The sequence below is a fragment of the Nonomuraea sp. NPDC049269 genome (assembly GCF_043197155.1).
GTDB lineage: Bacteria > Actinomycetota > Actinomycetes > Streptosporangiales > Streptosporangiaceae > Nonomuraea.
Map to the genome: position 1 here is coordinate 1,400,924 of NZ_JBICSO010000002.1, position 21,984 is coordinate 1,422,907.

21 protein-coding genes are annotated in these 21,984 nt (G+C 69.2%); 13 read left to right on the top strand and 8 right to left on the bottom strand.

All coding sequences use genetic code 11. From position 1 onward, the window contains the following. The first annotated feature begins 134 nt into the window (after positions 1-134). From ACGFNP_RS16755 to ACGFNP_RS16785, 7 genes are all read left to right on the top strand, one after another. Positions 135-827 carry a hypothetical protein gene (locus tag ACGFNP_RS16755; protein WP_358330538.1) on the top strand — a complete coding sequence of 231 codons (693 nt, stop codon included), beginning with the start codon at positions 135-137 and terminating at the stop codon, positions 825-827. A gap of 3 nt (positions 828-830) precedes the next feature. Further along, the gene (locus ACGFNP_RS16760) at positions 831-1,367 is read left to right on the top strand and encodes a class F sortase (protein ID WP_393319283.1); all 537 of its coding nucleotides are present in this window, start codon (positions 831-833) and stop codon (positions 1,365-1,367) included. Then, entirely contained in the window at positions 1,364-2,293 is a 930-nt protein-coding gene (locus tag ACGFNP_RS16765; protein ID WP_393319286.1) for a phosphotransferase family protein, read from the top strand. Before ACGFNP_RS16760 ends, ACGFNP_RS16765 begins: the two co-directional genes overlap by 4 nt. A 27-nt stretch (positions 2,294-2,320) precedes the next feature. Beyond that, on the top strand, positions 2,321-2,965 hold the full coding sequence (gene tsaB, locus ACGFNP_RS16770) for a tRNA (adenosine(37)-N6)-threonylcarbamoyltransferase complex dimerization subunit type 1 TsaB (RefSeq protein WP_358330530.1): 645 nt from the start codon (positions 2,321-2,323) through the stop codon (positions 2,963-2,965). Continuing rightward, on the top strand, positions 2,962-3,429 hold the full coding sequence (gene rimI, locus ACGFNP_RS16775; RefSeq protein WP_358330527.1) for a ribosomal protein S18-alanine N-acetyltransferase: 468 nt from the start codon (positions 2,962-2,964) through the stop codon (positions 3,427-3,429). The genes tsaB and rimI overlap by 4 nt, the downstream gene beginning before the upstream one ends. Then, positions 3,422-4,453 (top strand): tRNA (adenosine(37)-N6)-threonylcarbamoyltransferase complex transferase subunit TsaD, encoded by a 1,032-nt coding sequence (gene tsaD, locus ACGFNP_RS16780; RefSeq protein ID WP_358330524.1) that lies wholly within the window; start codon positions 3,422-3,424, stop codon positions 4,451-4,453. The genes rimI and tsaD overlap by 8 nt, the downstream gene beginning before the upstream one ends. A 131-nt stretch (positions 4,454-4,584) precedes the next feature. Then, the gene (locus ACGFNP_RS16785; protein ID WP_393319290.1) at positions 4,585-5,220 is read left to right on the top strand and encodes a hypothetical protein; all 636 of its coding nucleotides are present in this window, start codon (positions 4,585-4,587) and stop codon (positions 5,218-5,220) included. On the opposite strand, the gene ACGFNP_RS16790 is transcribed toward ACGFNP_RS16785, so the two are convergent. The 3 genes from ACGFNP_RS16790 to ACGFNP_RS16800 all read right to left on the bottom strand — a co-directional run bounded on the left by ACGFNP_RS16790 (position 5,202) and on the right by ACGFNP_RS16800 (position 9,991). Beyond that, complete coding sequence (locus ACGFNP_RS16790) at positions 5,202-6,110, bottom strand: NAD-dependent epimerase/dehydratase family protein (protein ID WP_393319293.1); 909 nt, start codon at positions 6,108-6,110, stop codon at positions 5,202-5,204. The genes ACGFNP_RS16785 and ACGFNP_RS16790 overlap by 19 nt on opposite strands. 361 nt (positions 6,111-6,471) lie before the next feature. After that, positions 6,472-8,397, bottom strand: coding sequence for a hypothetical protein (locus tag ACGFNP_RS16795; protein ID WP_393319296.1), 1,926 nt, complete (start codon positions 8,395-8,397; stop codon positions 6,472-6,474). Between the two features lie 178 nt (positions 8,398-8,575). Next, positions 8,576-9,991, bottom strand: coding sequence for a methyltransferase domain-containing protein (locus ACGFNP_RS16800; protein WP_393319299.1), 1,416 nt, complete (start codon positions 9,989-9,991; stop codon positions 8,576-8,578). A gap of 423 nt (positions 9,992-10,414) precedes the next feature. On the opposite strand from ACGFNP_RS16800, the gene groES reads away from it, so the two are divergent. The 3 genes from groES to ACGFNP_RS16815 all read left to right on the top strand — a co-directional run bounded on the left by groES (position 10,415) and on the right by ACGFNP_RS16815 (position 13,641). Next, complete coding sequence (groES, locus tag ACGFNP_RS16805) at positions 10,415-10,729, top strand: co-chaperone GroES (RefSeq protein ID WP_214633886.1); 315 nt, start codon at positions 10,415-10,417, stop codon at positions 10,727-10,729. An 84-nt stretch (positions 10,730-10,813) separates the two neighbouring features. Next, a complete protein-coding gene (gene groL, locus ACGFNP_RS16810; RefSeq protein WP_358330509.1) occupies positions 10,814-12,433 on the top strand; it encodes a chaperonin GroEL in 1,620 nt (539 codons plus the stop codon). A 572-nt stretch (positions 12,434-13,005) separates the two neighbouring features. Beyond that, on the top strand, positions 13,006-13,641 hold the full coding sequence (locus ACGFNP_RS16815) for a sigma-70 family RNA polymerase sigma factor (protein ID WP_246651813.1): 636 nt from the start codon (positions 13,006-13,008) through the stop codon (positions 13,639-13,641). Between the two features lie 109 nt (positions 13,642-13,750). Here ACGFNP_RS16815 and ACGFNP_RS16820 read toward each other — a convergent pair whose 3' ends face one another. Both ACGFNP_RS16820 and ACGFNP_RS16825 read right to left on the bottom strand, forming a co-directional pair. Continuing rightward, positions 13,751-14,128 carry a DUF5319 domain-containing protein gene (locus ACGFNP_RS16820; protein WP_214633227.1) on the bottom strand — a complete coding sequence of 126 codons (378 nt, stop codon included), beginning with the start codon at positions 14,126-14,128 and terminating at the stop codon, positions 13,751-13,753. A gap of 39 nt (positions 14,129-14,167) precedes the next feature. Continuing rightward, a complete protein-coding gene (locus tag ACGFNP_RS16825; RefSeq protein WP_358330506.1) occupies positions 14,168-15,175 on the bottom strand; it encodes a helix-turn-helix domain-containing protein in 1,008 nt (335 codons plus the stop codon). A 433-nt stretch (positions 15,176-15,608) separates the two neighbouring features. Here ACGFNP_RS16825 and guaB point away from each other — a divergent pair, with 433 nt between their 5' ends. Together guaB and ACGFNP_RS16835 are read left to right on the top strand one after the other, a co-directional pair. Further along, positions 15,609-17,090 (top strand): IMP dehydrogenase, encoded by a 1,482-nt coding sequence (gene guaB / locus ACGFNP_RS16830; RefSeq protein WP_358330503.1) that lies wholly within the window; start codon positions 15,609-15,611, stop codon positions 17,088-17,090. A gap of 3 nt (positions 17,091-17,093) precedes the next feature. Beyond that, positions 17,094-18,215, top strand: coding sequence for a GuaB3 family IMP dehydrogenase-related protein (locus tag ACGFNP_RS16835; protein WP_358330500.1), 1,122 nt, complete (start codon positions 17,094-17,096; stop codon positions 18,213-18,215). 316 nt (positions 18,216-18,531) lie between these two features. Here the strand turns inward: ACGFNP_RS16835 and ACGFNP_RS16840 are convergent, their stop codons facing one another. Beyond that, positions 18,532-19,440, bottom strand: a complete 909-nt coding sequence (locus tag ACGFNP_RS16840) for a hypothetical protein (protein WP_393319304.1) — start codon at positions 19,438-19,440, stop codon at positions 18,532-18,534. Next, on the bottom strand, positions 19,437-19,982 hold the full coding sequence (locus ACGFNP_RS16845) for an RNA polymerase sigma factor (protein ID WP_393319307.1): 546 nt from the start codon (positions 19,980-19,982) through the stop codon (positions 19,437-19,439). Before ACGFNP_RS16845 ends, ACGFNP_RS16840 begins: the two co-directional genes overlap by 4 nt. Positions 19,983-20,001: 19 nt before the next feature. Between ACGFNP_RS16845 and ACGFNP_RS16850 the strand changes: the two genes are divergently transcribed. Continuing rightward, positions 20,002-20,967: an AAA family ATPase gene (locus ACGFNP_RS16850; protein ID WP_393319310.1), complete on the top strand. Its 966-nt coding sequence runs from the start codon at positions 20,002-20,004 to the stop codon at positions 20,965-20,967. A gap of 39 nt (positions 20,968-21,006) precedes the next feature. Here the strand turns inward: ACGFNP_RS16850 and ACGFNP_RS16855 are convergent, their stop codons facing one another. After that, the gene (locus tag ACGFNP_RS16855; protein WP_393319313.1) at positions 21,007-21,963 is read right to left on the bottom strand and encodes a helix-turn-helix transcriptional regulator; all 957 of its coding nucleotides are present in this window, start codon (positions 21,961-21,963) and stop codon (positions 21,007-21,009) included. Positions 21,964-21,984: the final 21 nt, after the last annotated feature.

Here is a 21,984-nt window from a genome sequence, read left to right on the forward strand (position 1 = left end):
CCGCCCTGTCTTCCGGCAAAGCTGTCACCCTTGATCTACCTCACCATCGATAGAAAACATGATCATTGGTAAGGGTTCGCCCAGAAAATCTGGGTATCAGGAGGGGCGGCGTCCACTTTTTTGGTGGATGCTTGGTGAAGGACGGCGCGGAGTGGGGTGCGGCGGTGCTCAGGGTCAGGCGAGTCGCGTACGCGGGAGCCATCGTCATGATCGGCGCGGTCGGCTGCTCAGCCTCCGCCCAAACCACACCGACCGCCACACCATCAGCCTCGGCCAGCACCACCCCCACGCTCGGCGCCACTCCGACCGCCAGCAGGAAGCCCATCCTCGTGCAGTTGAGCCCCGCGAAGGTCACCGCGGGTGAGAACTCCAAGGTGTGGATCTTAGCGAACTGCCCGGTCCCCACCGGCGGCCCCGCGCACACGGGCACCGCCGCGTCCAAGGCGTTCCTCAGCGGCGTGCCGCTGACCACCGCGCCGACCGCCGCCACGGCCACGCCCACGCCGACCGGCCGCGTCACGGCCGCCAACCCGTGGGTACGCGGCGAGGCGCAGGTGTCGAGCACCGTCAAGCGCGGCTCCTACCTGGTCGAGGTCAAGTGCGACGGCACCAACGACACAGGCAAGGCCACTCTGCAGGTCGTCAGAGCGACCGCGGACACCTCGGACGACGACACCAAGCCCACCAAGGCACCCCGAGCGGGCGGCGGCGGCACCTTCGGCAAGGACATCGACGACGACTCGGGGATGCCGGTCGGCGGCGTGCTGGCCGGCGTGGCCGTGCTGGCGGCGGCCGGGCTGCTGATCAAGCGCCGCGTCCGGGGTTAGCCGATGGCCCGCCCTGGACGCGTGGTCCTCGCGGGAGCCGTCACCGGGCTGTTGCTGGTCGCGTTCGGCAAGTCCTACCAGAACACCACCAAGACGACCGGCTCCGTCGTGCCCCAGAGCATCGACATCCCGTCGATCGAGGTCGAGGCGCCGCTGATGAAGCTCGGCCTGAGCAAGGACGGCGAGGTCGAGCTGCCGCCGTACGAGAAGCCCAAGATGGCCGGCTGGTACACCGGCAGCGCGGTGCCCGGCGACAAGGGCGCCTCGGTCATCATCGGCCACGTCGACACCAAGACGGCCCCGGCGGTGTTCTACAAGCTCAGGCAGGTACGCAAGGGCGAGATCGTCAAGGTCGAGCGGAGTGACGGCAAGGTCGTCAAGTACAAGGTCGACTCGATCGAGCAGGTGGCGAAGGAGCACTTCCCGGCCGAGCGCGTCTACGGCGGAGACGGCCTCAAGCTGGTGACCTGTGGCGGCAAGTTCGACTACGCCAAGGGCGAATACCTCGACAACATCATCGTCTACGCTTCCCGAGCGTGAGCGATGAGCGCAACCCGCCCGCCTCGGGCGCGCGGGTTCCCTGGCCGGAGGTGCACCCGGCCGCCCGCGCGGCCGTCGAGGAGTTCCTCGGCGCTCCCGTGACCGAGGCCGTGACGCAGCAGGGCGGGTTCTCGCCCGCGGCGGCGGCCCGGCTCCGCGCCGCCAACGGCCGGCGCGCCTTCGTCAAAGCCGTCGGCCCGGAGCCGAACCCTGACAGCGTCCGTCTCTACCAGGCCGAAGCCAGGATCGCCGCCGCCCTGCCCGAGTCCGTGCCCGCGCCGCGGCTCCAGTACGACGTCGAGATCGAGGGCTGGGTGGTGCTGGTCTTCGAGGACATCGAGGGCCGCCACCCCGAGCTGCCCTGGCGCCGCGACGAGCTCGACCGGGTGATGGAGGCCGTACGGCGCATGTCCGCCGCGCTCACGCCCTCGCCGATCGAGGCGCCGCCGGTCGCGGAGGCGTTCGGGGAGGCCTTCCGCGGCTGGCGCTCGCTGCTCGACGAGGACACCACCGGCCTCGACCTCTGGGCGCTGCGCCACCTCGGCGCGCTGGCCGAGCTGGAGTCCGGCTGGGCCGACGCCGCCGCCGGCGACACGCTCCTCCACGCCGACCTGCGGGCCGACAACCTGCTGCTCACCGAGGACCGCGTCTACGTGGTCGACTGGCCGTGGGCCTGCGTCGGCGCGAGCTGGTTCGACTTCCTGGGCATGCTGCCGTCGGTCGCCATGCAGGGCGGCCCGCCGCCGCAGGAGCTGTTCCCCGACCCCGATCCCGCCGCCACCGCGGTGATCGCCGCCTTCACGGGTTACCTGGTACGGCAGGGCCGCCGGCCGTCGCCGCCCGGCCTGCCCACGGTCAGGGCGTTCCAGCGGGCGCAGGGCGTCGTGGCGCTCGACTGGCTGAAACTGCGCACCGGCTGGGCGTGACCCGCCAGGCAGGTAGGCTAAACAGTCGTGCTGGTCCTGGCCTTTGATACCGCGACGCCCGCCGTCACGGCCGCCCTCCATGACGGGCAGCGAGTGCTCGCCGAGTCGACGACGATCGACGCCCGGCGACACGGCGAGCTGCTCGTCCCCACCGTCGAAACCGTGCTGCGCGAGGCGGGCGCCGTCCTGTCCGACGTCACCGCCGTCGTCGCGGGCAGCGGCCCCGGCCCCTACACGGGGCTGCGCGTCGGGCTGATGACCGCGCAGGGGCTCGCCACCACGCTGGGCGTCCCCGCGTACGGCATCTGCACCCTCGACGCCGTCGCCTACGGCAGCGGGTTCACCGAACCGTTCCTGGTCGCCACCGACGCGCGGCGCAAGGAGGTGTTCTGGGCCCGCTACGCGGACGCGCGCACCAGGCTCGACGGGCCGTTCGTCGACCGGCCCGCCGATGTGCCGGTGGACGGCCTGCCCGTGGCCGGTGCCGGAGCCGGGCTCTACCCCGACCTCCTGGGGCGATCCGACGCTCCGCCGTACCCCTATGCCGGGTTCCTGGCCGCCCTGGCGGCCGAGGGCATCGCGGCGGGGGTGGCGCTCGGGCCGCCGCGCCCGATCTACCTGCGGCGCCCCGACGCGGTGGTGCCCGGCGCGCCCAAGCGGGTGACGGCATGAAGCTCCGGCAGATGGACGTGCGGCTCCGGCAGATGACCGAGGCCGACCTGCCGGCGGTCATGGAGATCGAGCGCAACACGTTTCCGATGGACGCGTGGAGCGAGGGCATGCTCCGTGGCGAGCTGGCCGACCAGCCGCGGACCAGGCACTACGTGGTGGCCGTCGTCGGTGAGGAGATCGTCGGCTACGCCGGTCTGGCCGCCGCGGCCGACCAGGCCGACGTTCAGACCATCGCGGTCGACTACCCGCATCAGGGCACCGGGATCGGCGGCGCGCTGCTGGCGGAGCTGCTGGCCGAGGCCGGCCGGCGCGCGGCGCGGGAGATCTTCCTGGAGGTGCGCGCCGACAACCCGCAGGCGCGGGGGGTCTACGAGCACTTCGAGTTCGAGGTGATCGGCCGGCGCCGCCGCTACTACGACGACGGCACCGACGCGATCATGATGAGAAGGAAGCTGGATGGCTGACGCACCCCTGGTCCTGGGCATCGAGACGTCCTGCGACGAGACCGGCATCGGCATCGTCAGGGGCCACACGCTGCTGGCCAACACGATCGCCTCCAGCATGGAGGAGCACGCCAGGTTCGGCGGCGTGGTGCCCGAGGTCGCCTCGCGAGCCCACCTGGAGGCGATGACGCCGACGGTGGAGGCCGCGCTGGCGCAGGCCGGGCTGAAGTTCTCCGATATCGACGCGATCGCCGTCACCGCAGGCCCGGGGCTGGCCGGGGCGCTGCTCGTCGGCGTCGCCGCGGCCAAGTCCTACTCGCTCGGCCTCGGCGTGCCCCTCTACGGCGTCAACCACCTGGCCGCCCACGTCGCCGTCGACCAGCTCGAACACGGCCCGCTGCCCAAGCCGTGCATCGCCATGCTGGTGTCGGGCGGCCACTCGTCGCTGCTGCTCGTGCCCGACGTCGCCGAAGACGTGATCTCGCTCGGCTCCACCGTGGACGACGCGGCCGGGGAGGCGTTCGACAAGGTGGCGCGGGTGCTCGGCCTGCCGTTCCCCGGCGGCCCGTACATCGACAAGGCGGCCACCTCCGGCTCGGGCACGGCCATCGCCTTCCCGCGCGGCAAGATCGACGACGGCACGCTCGACTTCTCCTTCTCCGGGCTGAAGACCGCGGTGGCGCGCTGGGTGGAGGCCCGCGAGACGGCCGGCGAGTCCATCCACGTGCCCGACGTGGCGGCCTCTTTCCAGGAGGCCGTGGTCGACGTGCTGACCCGCAAGGCGCTGCAGGCCTGCCGGAAGTACGAGGTGCGCGACCTGCTGATCGGCGGGGGTGTCGCGGCCAACTCCCGGCTGCGTGCCCTGGCCCAGGAGCGGTGTGACGCGGCGGGCGTACGGTTGCGGGTGCCGCGGCCCGGGCTGTGCACCGACAACGGCGCCATGGTCGCGGCGCTGGGGTCCGACCTGGTCGCGGCGGGCGTCACCCCGTCGGCGCTGGACATCCCGGCTGACTCGTCGATGCCGATCACGACCGTGCACGTATGACGGGCGCGTTGGGGCCGTTCCCCCCTGCGGGGGAGGCGGTTCCCTCCGGCGGGCGATGAGCCGGCCCTGACGCGGCTGCGATCTTCGAGGTAGATCGGGCAAGCCATGCCCGCAGGCCCGAAGGACCGCCGATGACCACCCTCACCGAAGTACCGCCGACCACCGGGCGGCTACGCGCCGCCTGGACGGCCGCCCACGCCCCCGTGCCCGGAGTGCCCCGCTGGGCGCGGATCGCCGCCTACGCCATCCCGTTCACCGTGCTGCCGGCCAGCGTCTGGCGGATCGCGGCGGTCACCTTGCACCTGCCGATCGGTCACGGCGAGCAGGGCGCCGGGGACATCCCGTTATGGCTCCCGATGGAGCTGTACGTGGTGCTGCTGTCGATCTTCTCCGAGCTGGTGGCGTTCACCGCCATCGGGCTGATCTCCGCGTGGGGAGAGGTGTTCCCGCGCTGGATCCCGGGTCTGCGCGGGAAGCGGGTTCCGGTGCTGGTCGCCGGTGTCCCCGCCGGGCTCGGCGCGGTCGTCCTCACCTGGCTGTGGACGCTGGCGGCGGTCGCCACCTCAGCCGGACACGACATCTACGGCCGCCCGCTGCCCGCGGACTTCCCTCTGGAGTTCCACGACTGGCAGGGCCTGCTGGCCGTCGCCGCCTACGCGCCGCTGCTGCTGTGGGGCCCGCTGCTGGGAGCGCTCACCGTCGCGTACTGGCGGCGCCGCCGCGCCAGGCCCGCCGCGCCTGTGGCAGCTCACAGGCCGTCGCGGTAGGAGGGGTAGGCGGGCGCCCAGCCGAGCTCCCGTTTCGCGCGTTCGCTGGACACCCGGATGCGAACGCCCGTCATGAAGGCCCGCATGTACGGCGTCGGCGTCAGCAACCAGCCGGGCACCCGCGGCGGTGCGGGGGCTTTCGCCGCCCGAGCCAGCGCCCGGACGTACTCGTCGAAGCTCACCGGCTCGTCATCCGCGACGTTGTACGCCCGGCCGGGCCGGCCCCGGTCGAGCGCGGCGACGGCGGCCGAGGCGGCGTCGTGGATGTGCACGAGCGAGATGACGCTGGCCGGGTGCACCTCCGGCAGCATCCGCCGCCTCGCCATGGCCATCATCTTCCGCGTGGTCACCTCGGGGCCGTAGAACAGGCCGTAGCGCAGGGCGATGCCCTCGATGCCCGGTGTGTTGAGCACCTGCTCCTCATTGGCGCGCAACGTCCTCATGTGCACGCCGAAGGGGCCCCTGGCGGGCTCGGCGAACGGCCGGTCCTCGGTCACCGGCTCCGGGCCGTGGTCGCGGTAGCCGTACCCGAGGAAGAACGACTGCGCGACGAAGCGGCGCGCGCCGACCTCCTCGGCGGCCGCGATCAGGTTGGCCGTGCCCCGCTCGCGCAGCGCGCCGGTCGGATACAGCGCACGGTGGAACAGCGGCACGCCGGTGATCGCCGTCGCCTGGTGCATCACCGCGTCGGCCTGATGACCCTTCACCGCGGCGAGCAGGGCGTCGCGGTCCATCATGTCCGCGACCAGGCCGGTCGCGCCCGCCTCCGCCAGCTTGGCGGCACCGCGCTCGGTACGGGTGAGGCCGAGCACGGAGTGGCCGGCGGAGATCAGCTGGGGGATCAGCTCGGTGCCGACGGTGCCGGTGGCTCCTGCCAGAAGTACCTTCATTCCTGCTTCCTTGTTGTGTGGTGGGGTTCTCACGCAACAGCTGCGTGGCGGGGCTCCCGATGTGACATGGCGAGCCGTGAGATGACCTACGTGCCCGCTACGGTGGGCCGAAACCGCCCCGGGGGAGCTGGAAGGGATCGTGGCCGATGCTGAGGCGGTGTTCACGTGGCCTGTCTCACCGGAATTGTTCCCCGGTACGCGGGGGTGGACGTCCGGCGCGACGGGGTGTCGGCCTGCCCCGGCGACGGCCCAGGATGCGCGTCGTCACGGCGGGGACCCCGTGAGCGTTCACGACCGGCCAGGAAGGTCGCGCGCCCAGGTCGGCGCGTGCGGGTGACCTTGGCTGTGCCGTACAGGGAGGTCAGTCTTTTCTGGTGGGGCGGAGGAGGGCTTCGGCGAGGGCGAGCATGGTCTCCTCCAGAGCGCCCAGGCGCTTGGTGAGGTCGCCGGTGGCGGGCTCGACGATGTCGGTGACCGTCTGGGTGAGCTCGGAGCGGTCGGGGCGCGCCGCGACCAGCTCCGTGAGCGCGGACGCGGCGGCGGTCAGGTGCTCGCCCTGGTCGGTGGTCTGGGAGTCGAGGAGCTCGCGCACTCGCTCGCCGATGCTGAGCGTCGCGGGCAGCTGACCGATGCGCTGGTTGACGGCCTCGATGCGGTCGTCGACGGCTTCGAGGTGCTCGTTGGCCTGTTCGGCGCGTACGGCGAGGCCGGTCAGGTTGGTCTCCACGCTGTTGAGCTGGGTGCCGAGGCCGTTGACCGAGGTGCCGAGACCGTTGATCGAGGTGTCGACGCCGGCCAGCCGGGTGTTCAGGCCGGTTACGGAGAGGTCGACCTCGGTGAGCCGCTCGCTCAGGCCCGTCACGGTGGCGTTGACGCCGGTGAGCTGGTTGTCCAGGCCGTCGAAGCGGGTGGTCAGGCGCTCCTCCACCTCACCCAGGCGTTCGTCGAGTGACTCCAGGCCGTTGTCGAGCTGGTTGAAGCGGCCCTCGTTGCGGGTGGCGGACTCGGTGAGGTGCCGGTCGGCGACGGCCAGGCGTTCGTCGAGCCGGATGAAGTGGCCGTCGACACGGCCGTCGAGCGCGTCGAACCGGTCGTCGTGGCGGGACAGGTGACTGTTGACGGAGTTGAGGTGCTGGTCGACGCCGCCGAGCCCGCTTTGGGCGTCGAGCAGCTTGCCGTCGACGACGTCGAGGCGACCGGTCAGGCGCTGCTCGGTCTCGCCGAGGCGGCCGGACAGGCCCTGCTCGGACTCGCCCACACGGGCGGTGAGACCCTGCTCGGTCCTGTCGAGACGCGCGATCAGGGTCTGCTCGGCCCTGTCGATACGCGTGGTCAGGGTCTGCTCGGTCTTGTCGAGGCGGCCGGCGAGTCGCTGGTCCAGGTCGGCCAGTTGCTGCTCAGCGTCGTCGAGGCGGCCGACGAGGCGTTGTTCGGTGCCGTCCACCTGGGCGCCGAGACGGTCCGTCGCCGCGGTGAGCTTGCCGCCCAGTTGGTTGGCGGTGGCGGTGAGCTTGCCGTCGAGCTGGTCGGTTGCGGCGGTGAGCTTGCTGTCGAGCTGCTCGGTGGCGGTGGTGAGTTGTGCGGCGGTGGCGGTGAGCTTGTCGTCGAGCTGCTCGGCCGTGGCGGCGAGCTTGCCCTCCAAGCCGTCGGGCAGCTCCAGCACCGCGCTTTCGACACGGTCGGTACGGGCGGTCAGCTCGGCGAGCGACTTGTCGATGCGGGTGAAGCGGTTGGCGGCGGCCTCCATGCCCGTGGTGAGCCGGCCCAGCCTCATGCCCAGATCACCCATCTGCTTGGTGATGCCGTCGGTGCAGTCGAGGACCGACTGCAGCTTCTTGAGCACCTCGTCCACGTTGTCGCCGACGCTGCCGACCTCGGCCCAGAGCCCCGGCAGCTCCGACACCGGCGCCACCCGCTGATGAACCGACTCCACATGCGCGTCAACGGTGCCCACCTGCTCGCCGACGGCGTCAACGTGGTCGCGTACCGCCTCCACATGCTGGGCGAGACCCTCGGCCCACATCGGCGGTTTGGCCGCGATGTCGTCAAGCCGCCCGCTCACCGTCTCGAGCGTGCCGCTCAGCCCGCCGAGCTCCCGTTCGCGGACCTCGCGCAGCAGCCACTCCATACCTTCGAGGCGCTGGCGGATCTCGTCGAGGACGGCGCCCTGGGTGCGCTGCTCGTAGACGTGATCCTGGGAAGCACGCGCCAGCAGGTCCCGCATCCTTTCGGAGATGGCGGAATCGCCGCCTGCCTGTAGAAGGGTGGTGTGGTTGGAGTGATCCACCGAAAGGCTCCTTCGCTCGCCGACGGTCTGCCGCGCAGCGGTGGGATAGGTCCGGTTTGCAGATGGAAGAAAGAGAGCGCGGCTAACCGCCAGCGTGCCCACCTTAGCCTCTCGATCAAGGTAAGTCAGGGGCGAAGTGAAAGATAGGTATTGGCCCGGGAACGCCCGGATTTGTCATTTATGCAGGTGGGGCGGCATGGCAAATCAGGACGGAAGGCTTATTCATCACGCGGGTAAGGACGATTACCGCTGATTTATCGCCAGAAAGCCGGAGGTCATTTCTGAGCCGCTCGATGTCGACTGCCGAGGCTCGCTTCTTGATAACGACATTTCCGATTTGCCGCTCGCGAAGGGTGGCGCGGAGGCGCTTCAGCGAGAACGGCAGCACTTCCTCCACCGAGTAACGCGCGGCCCACGGGGTGTCGAACGCCTCGTCGCTCGTGATGTAGGCGATCATCGGGTCGGGGAGGCGGCCATTGACCATCTCGGCGACCTCCCCGACGAGGTGTGCACGGATCGCGGCCCCGTCGGGCTCGTACACATAGCGCCCGACGGGACCGATCTGCGCCTCGACCCCGCGGGCGACGAGCGTTTCCCCACCGGGCAGCAACGTCGCCCGCCGCACCGCACCACCGGGCACCGTCGCCGGTGGCACCACATCGCCCGGCCGCTCAACAGCGCCGATCGGACCTGTGGCGCCGATTGTGGGCGCTTCGTCTGTTCTGGGGGCGCCGGTTGTGTCTGGGGTGCCGGCCCTGGTCGTGGCGTCGATGGAGCCTGTCCAGAGGGCCGCTTCTTTTACCTCGCCCTTGTACGACACCCACTCGGCTTCGGCGCCGGCCGGGATGAACTCGTACGGGATCCCCGGAGCCACCTTCAGACAGGCCCGCGGGGCCCTGGCGACCAGGTCGAGCACGACCGGCCACGGTGGCGAGTAGGCCATGGGGTCGAACGTCCTGCCCCGGCTCGTACGGCGGGCAGGGTCGGCGAACAGCCAGTCATACTCCTCCGGCGAGACCGTCGCGGCGTCGCCCACCCGGACGGTGACCCGCTCCCCGAGCCCGAGCGCTTCGGCGTTGGCCCGGGCGACCGCGACGGTCAGCGGATCGAGGTCCACGGCGTCCACGAGGCACCCGGCGCGGGCCAGCGCGATGAAGTCGCCGCCGATCCCGCAGCAGACGTCCACCACCCGCGTTCCACTGGTCACGACCCGCGTTTCTCCGGCCCAGCCAGGCCTGCCACCGGCCGCGACCGGCGTTTCCCTGGCCGCGCCCTGCGCTTCGCCGGATGTGGCCCGCGTTCCGTCGGTGGGTGTGGCCAGGCGGCGGGCGCGGTGGGCGCCGACCTCGGCGCGGGTGGCCTGCTCCAGGCCGTGCGGAGTGAAGTACATGCTGGCCGCGTCGGCGCCGAACTTGGCTCTGGCGCGGTCGCGTAGCCCCGCCTGGGTGAGCGCGGCCGAGGTGAGCGCGGCGTCGTACGTCCTGCGCAGTCTCGTCGCGGCGGCCACCGGATCGGCCCCCACCAGCTCGACGGCCTCGGCCAGAGCGCGCTGCCCGCGCGGGGTGAGCAACTCGGTGAAGGCGTCGAGATCCACGTCACACCACGCTAGCGCCTCCCCGCCACGCTCCAGGCCGCGACCCCGTAGGCGCGAAGGCGGTGGTGAAGGGACGGGTGGCCGCACGCGTTGCGGTGGTCTGACGCGGCTGCCTGGCCAGATACGGCTGGTGGACTGATGTGTCCGCTGTGCGCGTAAAGCGGGTACTCGTGCGTACTCACGCATCCGCCGTACCCCACGAGCACGTGTCACCCCATTTACTCCCAACCTTGGGCAAGCTCTTGGGCCTGATCGCTCTGAGCAGACGCGTTCGTGTTGACTGTCAAGCCCCTCTTGCATATGTTTCCTGTTGGCACTCTCCCCTTGAGAGTGCCAACGTGCGACGAGGCAGGTCTGACACCCGCGACGGCAGGCCCCGCTGGTCGCCTCTTCTAGATCATTCAAATCTGAAGGGGAGGTCCGATCGTGACGACCGCCACCAAGGTTCCCGTTAAGCCGCTCGGCGACCGCATTGTGGTTCAGCCGCTTGAGGCCGAGCAGACGACCGCTTCCGGCCTGGTCATCCCTGACACCGCCAAGGAGAAGCCGCAAGAGGGCAAGGTCCTCGCGGTGGGCCCGGGCAACTGGGATGAGGACGGCGACAAGCGCATTCCGCTTGACGTCGCTGAGGGCGACATCGTCCTCTACAGCAAGTACGGCGGCACCGAGGTCAAGTACGGCGGCGAGGAGTACCTCGTGCTCTCCGCCCGCGACGTTCTCGCGATCATCGAGAAGTAAGTCGGATGCGTCGGGCCCCGGGCGCGCGCTTCTCGTCTGAGCGCGTGCGGCCGGGGCTTTCGACGCTAGGAGAGGACTTTCAGCATGGCCAAGATCCTAGCGTTCGACGAGGACGCCCGCCGCGCGCTTGAGCGCGGCGTCAACGCCCTCGCGGACGCCGTGAAGGTTACCCTCGGCCCGCGTGGCCGCAACGTCGTCATCGACAAGAAGTTCGGTGCTCCGACGATCACGAACGACGGCGTGACCATCGCTCGTGAGATCGAGCTGGAGGAGCGCTACGAGAACCTCGGCGCCCAGCTCGCCAAGGAAGTCGCCACCAAGACCAACGACGTCGCCGGTGACGGCACCACCACCGCGACCGTCCTGGCCCAGGCGATGGTCCGCGAGGGTCTGCGCAACGTGGCGGCCGGCGCTTCGCCGCTGTCGCTCAAGCGCGGCATCGACAAGGCCGCCAAGGCGGTCAGCGACAAGCTGCTCGCCAGCGCGCGCCCGGTCGAGGACAAGAAGGAGATCGCGAACGTCGCGACCATCTCCGCTCAGGACGCCAAGATCGGCGACCTGATCGCCGAGGCGTTCGACAAGGTCGGCAAGGACGGTGTTCTCACCGTCGAAGAGTCCAACGCCATGGGCATGGAGCTCGAGTTCACCGAGGGCCTCCAGTTCGACAAGGGCTACCTGTCGGCGTACATGGTGACCGACCCCGAGCGCATGGAGTCCGTCCTCGAGGACGCCTACATTCTGCTCACCCAGGGCAAGATCTCCTCGATCGCGGACTTCCTGCCGCTGCTCGAGCAGATCGCCCAGACCAAGAAGCCGCTGCTCGTGGTCGCCGAGGACGTCGAGGGCGAGGCCCTGGCCGTTCTGGTCACCAACAAGATCCGTGGCACGTTCACCTCCGTGGCCGTCAAGGCTCCGGGCTTCGGCGACCGCCGCAAGGCGATGCTGCAGGACATCGCCATCCTCACCGGTGGCCAGGTCGTGAGCGAGGAAGTCGGTCTCAAGCTCGAGAACGTCGGCCTTGAGGTACTCGGCACCGCTCGCCGCATCGTCGTCACCAAGGACGCCACGACCATCGTCGACGGCGCCGGTGACGCGAAGGCGATCGAGGACCGGGTCAAGGAGATCAAGCTCGCCATCGAGCAGTCCGACTCCGACTGGGACCGCGAGAAGCTGCAGGAGCGCCTGGCCAAGCTGGCCGGCGGCGTGTGCGTGCTGCGCGTCGGCGCTGCCACCGAGGTGGAGCTCAAGGAGAAGAAGCACCGTCTCGAGGACGCGATCTCCGCTACGCGGGCCGCGATCGAGGAGGGCATCGTCTCCGGCGGTGGCTCCGCGCTGATCCACGTCTCCAAGGACCTCGACGACCTCGGTCTGACGGGCGACGAGGCGACCGGTGTCGCCATCGTCCGCCGCTCGCTGGTCGAGCCGACGCGCTGGATCGCCGAGAACGCCGGTCTCGAGGGCTACGTGGTCACCCACAAGGTCTCGGAGCTGTCCGCGGGCCACGGCCTCAACGCCGCCACGGGCGAGTACGTCGACCTGCTCAGCGAGGGCGTCATCGACCCGGTCAAGGTCACCCGCTCGGCCGTGCAGAACGCCGCGTCCATCGCCGGCATGCTCCTCACCACCGAGGCGCTCGTCGTCGACAAGCCGGAAGAGGAGTCCGCTCCTGCCGGTGGGGGCCACGGTCACGGCCACGGTCACTGACCAGTTTCTCCCTTACACGGTTCGCGCCTGTTCTCTGGGTGCGGGCCGTGTTTTGGTTTTTGCGGCTTTACGGCAGGCATGGGCCGGCCCCACCCGCCGTCCAGGGCCGGGGTCTGTCCAGGGGCACGCTCCTCCGGTGGAGGCGGCTGAGCGCCGTGACGCGCGCATGGTGGGCCCCGGCCATCCCTTCTTGCCCGGGTCGCCGCCCTGGCACTTCCTTGGACGCTGAGGCGCCGCGTATCGCCTACCCTCGGCCGCTCTCACGGCCGACAGACGTTGGCCCAACTCCCACCACCAGGTATGGCATATGACATACGCTCAATCCCGGCAGGCCGCTGGAGAGGTGGCCGAACGATGATGAAGTGGGAAAATTCCTTTATTCGGGTAAACCTGATGTGTGCCGTAAACGTCTAGCCGCCTGGCAATTTCTGCACATTTCGGGTTATGGGATGAAATATTCTTCCGCAATAAAGGCTTAGTGTCGTCGTTTGATTACTGCCCGTTATCGTCTCGTCAATGTGACCAATCCGTAGCCGTTCGCGATGACGACAGGCCCGATCAGTGCGGGCATCATGCCTATCGTGAGCGAGGGAAGCGTCGCCGACGCCAAAATTGGGGTAAGGCTCGCGTCGAGACTTCCGGCACGGACGGATGACTCCGACCTAAGGGAACTGACGAGCCTCGCCGTGCAGGGAGATCGCAGTGCGATCGAATCCCTGCTGGGCGAGTTGCGTCCGATGGTGGTGCGCTATTGTCGCGCCAGGCTGGGCAGGGTTTCAGGGCAATATCACATTGCCGATGACGTAGCCCAGGAGGTGTGCATCGCGGTCCTGTCCGCGCTGCCGCGATACCGAGACATGGGGCGGCCTTTCGCCTCCTTCGTCTTCGGTATCGCCTCGCACAAGGTGGCCGATGCGTTGCGGAGTTCGGTCCGCTCGGCCGTACCGACTCAGGATCTACCGGACGGGCCGGACGATGGACCGGGGCCCGAGGAGACGGTAGTCCGTTACATCGAGGTGGAGTACGCCCGCAGGCTGCTCGCCAAGCTGCCCGACAACCAACGCGAGTTGCTGTTGTTGCGGGTGGTGTCGGGGTTGTCGGCGGAGGAGACCGGTAATGTACTCGGTATGTCACCAGGTGCGGTCCGCGTCGCCCAGCATCGAGCGCTGGCGAGGTTGCGGCAGATGGCCGAACTGGAGTCGGCTTGACGCCGGAGGAGCAGACTGACGCGCTTCTCGACGTGCTAGCCCGCGGCGAGCTGCCTGATTCGCGCGATCCAGCCGCACGGCTGCTCGCCGTGCTGCTGGACGACGTGGATCAGCGGCGCTCCTCGGTGTCGATGACACCGTCGACATAGCCTCTGGCGTACTCCCAGGTCACGTAGTCGGCCGGGTCGGGAAGAAAGGCCGGCTCGTGCATCTGGGGCTGGCCCTTGTCGATCATCTGGCGCAGATTGCCGCGCAGCAGCTCCCAGTCGAAGAAGTGCTGCTCGCCGCATTCCGGGCAGTCGAGCACGAGTCCCAGCACTCCCTGCTGCTCTAACAAGGAGCGAAAGACCTCGACGTCGGCGAGGTCGGTGATGGCCTCGTCGCGCTCGCTCGCGGTCAGCGGTTCGGCGTCGTCGAGCTCGCCCATCGCTGAGGAGGGGTCGTTCGGGTCGTCCGCGAACGGGTCGCGGGGGACGTCTTCCAGCACCTTCCCACCATATGACCGATGCGGCCGACGCGGTGGCTATTAGCTCAGCCAGCCACGCCGCGCGGCCTCCACACCTGCGTGAAAGCGTGATTGCGCGCCGAGCTGAACCATGGCGTCGGCGAACCTGGCCCGTACCGTGCGCACCGAGACGCCCAGCTGGCGGGCGATCGAGTCGTCGCACATGCCCTGCGCCGCGAGCCGCAGCACCTGCACCACGCCCTCGCCCCGGCGGCCCCAGGGCAGGGGTACGGCCCGGCCCCACAGCTCCTCGAAGAGCGATCGGAGCATGCCGACGACGATCGGCGTCCGTACTAAATAGAAGTTGTACGCGTGGTCGGGCAGGTTGCCGCCCCATAAAGCAGGCAGGCCGGCGGCGTCGGAGCCGGCGGTCATGAACCAGCTCGGCACCCGGTCCAGCGTGCGGACCGTTCCGCCGGTCGCCAGCAGCCTGGTCAGCTGGTCGCGTACGCCGGGCAGGGTGAGCGTGGAGACCGGGATGACGGCCCGCACATTCAGGAGTTTCCGCTGCTGTGCATCGATCCAAGGATCGGCAAATTTTCGTACAAAGTCTGCCATGGTGCGGTCATCGGGGATCGCGGTGAGCAGCCGCATCGGCGGGGACTGCACCGCCATGCCCACCACGCTCTCGTAGAGCACGTCGGCGCCGCTCACCATCTCGACCCGGAACGCGCCGTTCTGGTAGTCGTGCCCCACGTCGTAGTCGCGGATCAGCCCCCGGATCGATCCAAGCGCGGAGTCGATGCGCCTGCTCTCCTCGGCCAGCCGGTCGAGGCGCTCGGCGATCAGCCGGCCGAGCGCGGCGGCGGGGTGCCTGGCCAGGTACTCGCCCGACTGCTCGTCGATCACGCCGAGCCTGACCAGGTCGTCGAGCTGCCTGCTCACCTTGTCCACGGGACCGTCCATGGCCTCGGCCAGTTCGGTACGCGTGGTTCTGTGCAGGCGCAGCACCGCCGTGTACAGCGCGGTCTGAGCCGGGTCGAGGCCCAGTGTCGCGAGGGGATCAGACGCCTTAAGGGGATCAGACACGGTGTGGGACTCGGTGCGCATATAAGGGGCTCCGTAGGGAGGACACGGGCGTGTCGTGAGAATAACTCGGCGATACGTCCTTGTCCGCTCCTTGCGTTGGACTCCCTGGTCACATGTGCAACTTCGTGCAATTGCACGTTTTCACATTGCGGTGTGCCGATGAGTAACGCAGGCTTAACCCAGCGTCGGCATCCACTTGAGCTGGCAGCGCTGGCCATCAGGACGCGGAGGGGGGTTCGGTGGCGCTTTACGCGCTTCCGCCCGGATGCCGGTGGCCGGAGGATGGGGCGGATCACCGACCGCCCCATCCCTCGGCACTTTTGGCGGCCGGGGGTACGACGGGCCGTGGGGGCCATCGTGCTCCCGGCCTCAAGACGTTTTGCACGTAGGCCCTAGACTTGCCTGCATCAGCATCGGCAGGAGGGGCCGCAGCATGTCCAAGTTCACCGAGACAGGTCTGACCTTCGACGACGTGTTGCTCGTCCCGAGCTATTCAGATCTGCAACCCGGTGACGCGGATACCGGGTCGCGGCTCTCCCGTGGGATCAGACTGTCGATCCCGCTGGTCTCCGCCGCGATGGACACCGTCACCGAGGCCCGCATGGCCGTCGCGATGGCCCGCCAGGGCGGCATCGGCATCCTGCACCGCAACCTGTCGGCAGAAGAGCAGGCCCAGCAGGTGGACCTGGTCAAAAGGTCCGAGGCCGGGATGGTCACCAACCCGGTGACCTGCACTCCCGACAACACCCTGGCCGACGTGGAGCGGCTGTGCGCGACGTACCGGATCTCCGGGGTGCCGGTCACGGACGTCTCCGGCGTACTCGTCGGCATCGTGACCAACCGCGACATGCGCTTCGAGACCGACCAGTCGCGCCCCGTGCGCGAGGTCATGACCAAGATGCCGCTGGTCACCGCCCCGGTGGGGGTGTCGCGTGACGACGCGTTCGCGCTGCTCCGGCGCAACAAGATCGAGAAGCTGCCCCTCGTCGATCACGAGGGCAAGCTGCGCGGCCTGATCACGGTCAAAGACTTCACCAAGAGCGAGCAGTACCCACTGGCCACCAAGGACGCCGACGGCCGCCTGGTCGTCGGCGCCGCGGTGGGCGTCGGCGGCGACGCGGAGCTGCGGGCCAAGGCGCTGATCGAGGCGGGCGTCGACGTGATCGTGGTCGACGTCGCGCACGGCCACTCCAAGGGCCTCGCCGAGATGATCGCCAAGGTCAAGGCCAACAGCAAGGTCGACGTCATCGGCGGCAACATCGCGACGAGGGCGGGCGCCCAGATGCTCGTCGACGCGGGTGTCGACGCGGTCAAGGTCGGTGTGGGCCCCGGCTCCATCTGCACCACCCGCGTCGTGGCCGGGGTGGGCGCGCCGCAGGTCACCGCCATCTACCAGGCGTCGCTGGCGTGCGGGCCGGCCGGTGTGCCGGTCATCGGCGACGGCGGCCTTCAATACTCCGGCGACATCGTCAAGGCCATCGCCGCCGGCGCCGACACGGTCATGCTCGGCTCGCTGCTCGCCGGCTGCGAGGAGTCGCCCGGTGAGCTGATCTTCATCAACGGCAAGCAGTTCAAGTCGTACCGCGGCATGGGCTCGCTCGGCGCGGTCCGCAACCGCGAGCGCGGCGGCATGTCCTTCAGCAAGGACCGCTACGCCCAGGCCGACGTCGGCGGCGACGACAAGTACATCCCCGAAGGCATCGAAGGCCAGGTCCCCTTCCGGGGCCCGGTCGCGGCCGTCGCCCACCAGCTGATCGGCGGACTGCGCCAGGGCATGTGGTACGCGGGCTGCCGCACGATCAGCCAGATGCACACCGACTGTGAGCTCATGCCGATCACGGCGGCGGGTCTCACGGAGAGCCATCCCCACGACATTCAGATGACCGTGGAAGCCCCGAACTATCACAGAAGGTAAGACATGACTCAGCAGGTGGAGATCGGCCGGGGCAAGACCGGTCGCCGGGCCTACGCGCTCGACGAGATCGGCCTCGTACCCTCCCGGCGCACTCGTGACCCGGAGGAGGTCTCGATCGCCTGGCAGATCGACGCCTACCGGTTCGAACTGCCCGTGGTCGTCGCTCCCATGGACAGCGTGGTCTCGCCCGCCACCGCCATCGAGATCGGGCGGCTCGGCGGCTTGGCGCCGCTCGACCTCGAAGGCCTCTGGACTCGCTACGACGACCCGTCGCCGCTGCTGGAGGAGTGCGCCTCGCTCGACGCCGAGGCCGCGACCAAGCGGCTGCAGGAGATCTACGCGGCACCGATCAAGGAAGAGCTGATCGGGCAGCGGATCTCGGAGATCCGGGAGTCCGGCGTGACGACCGCCGTCCGCCTGTCTCCGCAGCGTACGGTGCAGTACCACAAGGCCGTCATCGACGCGGGCGTCGACATCTTCGTCATCCGCGGCACCACGGTCTCGGCCGAGCACGTCTCGGGCCGTGCCGAGCCGCTGAACCTCAAGCAGTTCATCTACGAGCTCGACGTGCCGGTCATCGTGGGCGGCTGCGCCACCTACACGGCGGCCCTGCACCTCATGCGTACCGGCGCGGCGGGCGTTCTGGTGGGCTTCGGCGGCGGCGCCTCTCACACCACCCGCAACGTGCTGGGCGTGGCCGTGCCGATGGCCACGGCGATCTCCGACGTCGCCGCCGCCCGCCGCGACTACATGGACGAGTCGGGCGGACGCTACGTCCACGTGATCGCCGACGGCGGCATGGGCACCTCGGGCGACATCGCCAAGGCCATCGCCTGCGGGGCCGACGCGGTCATGGTCGGCTCCCCGCTCGCCCGCGCCACGGAGGCGCCCGGCCACGGCTTCCACTGGGGCTCGGAGGCACACCACCCGGACCTGCCTCGCGGGCGTCGGGTGGCTTTCGGCCAGGTGGGCAGCTTGGAGCAGATTCTGCACGGGCCGTCCAGCGTGGCCGATGGGTCGATGAATCTGATGGGGGCGTTGAAGCGGGTGATGGCTTCTACGGGCTACTCGGACATCAAGGAGTTCCAGCGCGTCGAGGTGGTTGTCGCTCCTACGCAGCGCTGAGTGTTCGGCGCCCATCCGCGAAAAAACTTCGCGGGTGGGCGCTTCGCGCTTCGGGGGCAGGCGTTGCTTCCAGTCGGGCCGAGGCCCGACCCCTGAAGGTCCTCGCTCCGCTCGGGCCCCCTTCTTGGGGCGCGGCTTCGCCGTCGTTGGCCGGAGAAAGCGCGGATCGAGGGGCGGCCGGTGGTCTGGCTTGGTAGGTCGAGCGCCTTTGTCCATGACCCTGGAGACTGGCCTACCCCGGTTGATGACTCTTCCAGAGGGCGGGCCAGAACGCCGCCGTCGAGCGGCCCCCAGTTGGTGGGCCGCTCGACCTTGCTCAGTCCTGGTCGTATGCGAGGCCGGGATTGCGCTCGGGAGTAACCTGGAGACGGACCACACCGACGCGCACCGACGCGACTCTGTAGACGATCCAGTTGGCGCCGACCTGATCCGCCGCCAGCGGCTTGAGCTCGTACCCGCTGTCATGGACGTCGACGAGGTTGAATTCGGCGGTCAAGCCGCGCTTCCGCACCTCGGCCAGCACGTCACCAACGGTCCGGCCGCTCGCCTTGGCTCCGGCCAGTTGCTCTCCGGCATGAGTGGCCGACAGCCATTCGTTCGCGTAGGACTCGCCTGGCTTGGCCTGCCGTCCCAGATCGAAGTGCATCAGGCTGGAGGTGTCCTTGACCACTGCTGGGACGGTCACCACCATGAAGCAGTCGCTGTCGGCCAAATCGCAGTCGTCCGGTTCCCGGCCTGCCCCGAAAGGCACGTTCGGAATGGCCGAGTGCATAGTCCCGCCCATGCTCACGATCTTGCCTACCGCAGTCGGCGAGACCGGGATCACCCTGAGTTCGACGTTGAGGCCAAGGGCCCGGAACGCCTCGGAGAATTTCTGCTGATCCGCGTACGGGTCCTTGATCCGGGCGACATAGGTGTTCGCCTCTTTCCGGATCTCCACCGCGGAGTTGGCGTAGGAGGTCGCGGTACCGCCGCCGTGTCCCAGCAGGCTCGGTCCGAGGACGACGCCGAGGGCGAGGACGACGGAGGCGGCGAGTCCGAGCAGCGTGCGACGAGCCCAGCGCCGGTCGCGCAGGGGTGCCGCCAACGTCGGCTGCCGCTCTTGGGCGATGATGTCCGTGAGCAACGCCTGTGCGCGGGCGCCGTCGGCACGTCCGCCCGGTTCGTCCGTTCCGATCCGGGCCAGCGGCCTCAGCAGTTCGTTGATCTCATCAATGTCCTTCATAGCGGTCTCCCTGCGGGAACGATGGCGCTGGCTGGTGTGAATCGGACATCGGCTTCGTCGAGCGCGCGGGAAAAGCGTTTGCGGGCCCGGTACAGCCGGATGCGTACGGCATTGCGGGAGAGCCCCAGCATCGTGGCGATCTCTTCGCGGTCCAGGCCCTCCCACGCGACCAGCGAGAGGAGCTCGCGGTCGTCGTCGGAGAGCGTTCTGAACACCTGGGCGATCGCGTTCAGCTCGACGTTGTGGTCAGCGGGGTCGCCATAGAGGTCGGCCATCTCCGCGTCGAGTTCCCGGTGACGTGCCTGGTGGCGAAGCGCGCTGCGGCGGTGGTCGGCCAGCACGTTGCGCGCGACTCCGTACACCCAGAGTCTGGCCTCCGCGCCTGGAGGTAATTCGTCGATCTTGCGCCAGACAACGGTGAAGGTCTCGGCGACCACGTCGGCCGCGTCCTGCGGGGAGTCGCAGCGACGTCCGGCGTAGGCGATGATCTGGTCGTAGGTCGCCCTGTAGACGGCTTCGAACCTGTCGGTGTCATCTGGCACGGGCGGTTCCCATCGTGACGTGCTCCGCTCGGTTGGGGATGCGAACGCCCTCTTCATTGGTCGACGAGGGCTCATCATTTCGCCCCAAGCCAAAGAATCTTGCGCGTTTCTGGCCTTGCTCGGCAGCCACGGGTATCTTCGTGGTCAACCCGCCCCGGGGGCGGCCGAGTTCATGGCCGGCGATCCCGGTGTCGATTCCATCGGGTTTTCCCTTTCCTCGCCCCTTCTTTCGCGCACCCCGACCGCGTGCTCCCGGGCGATCGTGGAATCCACGGGCACATCGCAGGCGAGTAGCCCGGCCGCGTCCGCCACGACACCCGGCCCGGATCCGCTACCGAATCCCGTTGATCACTTACGCCCCGTTTTGTTGCCTCAGCAACGGTTCCAGCACCGCCCACTGCGAGTCGGTCATCAGAAAGGCGACCAGATGACGATGAAGCGCTACATCCTCACCGGCACCCCCGGTGCCGGCAAGACCGCGATCCTGCGGTGCCTGGTGATGCTTGGATACGCGACGGTCGAGGAGGCGGCCACGGCGGTCATCGCGGACGCGCAGGCGTGCGGTGACGCCGAGCCGTGGACCCGGCCGTCCTTCATCGACAAGATCGTGGCCTTGCAGCGACGGCGACAGATGCAGTCGATCGTCGCCGCGCCGCCCGTGCAGTTCTTCGACCGCTCTCCCATTTGCACCCACGCTCTCAGCACCTACGTCGGGCACCCGATCTCCTCGGCCCTGTCCACCGAGATCGAAAGGATCACCCGAGAGCAGATCTACGACCGGCGGGTGTTCTTCATCCGCAATCTCGGCTTCTGCGAACAGACCGAGGCCCGCCGGATCAGCTTCGAAGACTCTCTGACGTTCGAACGCCTCCACGAGCAGACCTACCGCGCCTTCGGCTATCAGCTCATCGACATCCCCGCCGGACCGCTGTCCGAACGAGTGACCACGATCCGAACCGTGATCTTCCAGCACGCGGACATCTGACGGCAGGAGAGCAGCGTCTCCCGCAGGTGGGTCTTACCGTCAGCCGCGCAGGGCGTCCAGGCAGCGGCGGGCCTGGGCGCGTAGGGCGTTGGCGAGCTCGGGCGGGCCGCTGGTCAGGGTGAAGTCGGCGTCGACCGACGTGATCATCCAGACCAGCGCCCATAGGTTCTCGGCCCCGACGTGCAGCAGGCAGCTGTGGTCGTCCACCGCCTCCACGACGCCCATCCCCGGCCACACCCGGTCGGCGATCGCCTCGGCCGGCTCGTGCAGGGTGACGACCGCCTGGTACGGCCAGGCTCGCGAGGACAGCCGGTGTGCCAGGTATGTGACGGTGTCACCGTACGGTGGTTGCCTGGGTGTGAAGTGCGGGCCGGTGGGTGTGCGCGGAGTGAGGCGGTCGGCCCGGAAGGTGCGCCAGTCGCGGCGATCGGTGTCCCAGGCGACGAGGTACCAGTGTCGTTCGAAGTTGACGAGGCTGTGCGGCTCGACGGACCGGACGGTGTCGCCGCCGCGGTGACTGGTGTAGTCGAAACGCAGGCGTTCGCGGCGGCGGCAGGCGTCAGCGATCGCCATGAGGGTGTCCGGGCTGACCACGGGCCCGGCCGCGCCGACCCGGACCGTTGCCGTGTTCAGGGCGTTCACCCGATAGCGCAGCCGAGGTGGCAGCATGCGCTCGAGCTTGGTGAGCGCCCGCAGCGCGGTCTCCTCGATGTCGGCGACCGAGCCGCCCGCCGCCGTCCGCAGGCCGACTGCCACGGCCACCGCCTCGTCGTCGTCGAGCAGCAGCGGCGGCAGCGACGCTCCGATGCCGAGCCGGTACCCGGCGGCGCCCTGAACGGCGTCCACCGGATAACCCAGCTCGCGCAGCCGCTCCACGTCTCGGCGGACCGTACGGGTGCTGATGCCCAGCCGCTCGGCGAGTTCGCCGCCGGACCAGTCGCGATGGGTCTGCAACAGTGACAGCAGCTTGAGCAGCCGTGCGGATGTCTCCAGCATGTTCACCAGTCTGCCCGCAGC

Excerpts from the sequence above, each read along its gene's own strand:
- ACGFNP_RS16760 (WP_393319283.1), top strand. The coding sequence starts at position 831 with ATGGCCCGCCCTGGACGCGTGGTCCTCGCGGGAGCCGTCACCGGGCTG.
- rimI (WP_358330527.1), top strand. The coding sequence starts at position 2,962 with ATGAAGCTCCGGCAGATGGACGTGCGGCTCCGGCAGATGACCGAGGCC.
- tsaD (WP_358330524.1), top strand. The coding sequence starts at position 3,422 with ATGGCTGACGCACCCCTGGTCCTGGGCATCGAGACGTCCTGCGACGAG.
- ACGFNP_RS16785 (WP_393319290.1), top strand. The coding sequence starts at position 4,585 with ATGACCACCCTCACCGAAGTACCGCCGACCACCGGGCGGCTACGCGCC.
- ACGFNP_RS16790 (WP_393319293.1), bottom strand. The coding sequence starts at position 6,110 with ATGAAGGTACTTCTGGCAGGAGCCACCGGCACCGTCGGCACCGAGCTG.
- groL (WP_358330509.1), top strand. The coding sequence starts at position 10,814 with ATGGCCAAGATCCTAGCGTTCGACGAGGACGCCCGCCGCGCGCTTGAG.
- ACGFNP_RS16815 (WP_246651813.1), top strand. The coding sequence starts at position 13,006 with ATGCCTATCGTGAGCGAGGGAAGCGTCGCCGACGCCAAAATTGGGGTA.
- guaB (WP_358330503.1), top strand. The coding sequence starts at position 15,609 with ATGTCCAAGTTCACCGAGACAGGTCTGACCTTCGACGACGTGTTGCTC.
- ACGFNP_RS16835 (WP_358330500.1), top strand. The coding sequence starts at position 17,094 with ATGACTCAGCAGGTGGAGATCGGCCGGGGCAAGACCGGTCGCCGGGCC.
- ACGFNP_RS16840 (WP_393319304.1), bottom strand. The coding sequence starts at position 19,440 with ATGAAGGACATTGATGAGATCAACGAACTGCTGAGGCCGCTGGCCCGG.
- ACGFNP_RS16855 (WP_393319313.1), bottom strand. The coding sequence starts at position 21,963 with ATGCTGGAGACATCCGCACGGCTGCTCAAGCTGCTGTCACTGTTGCAG.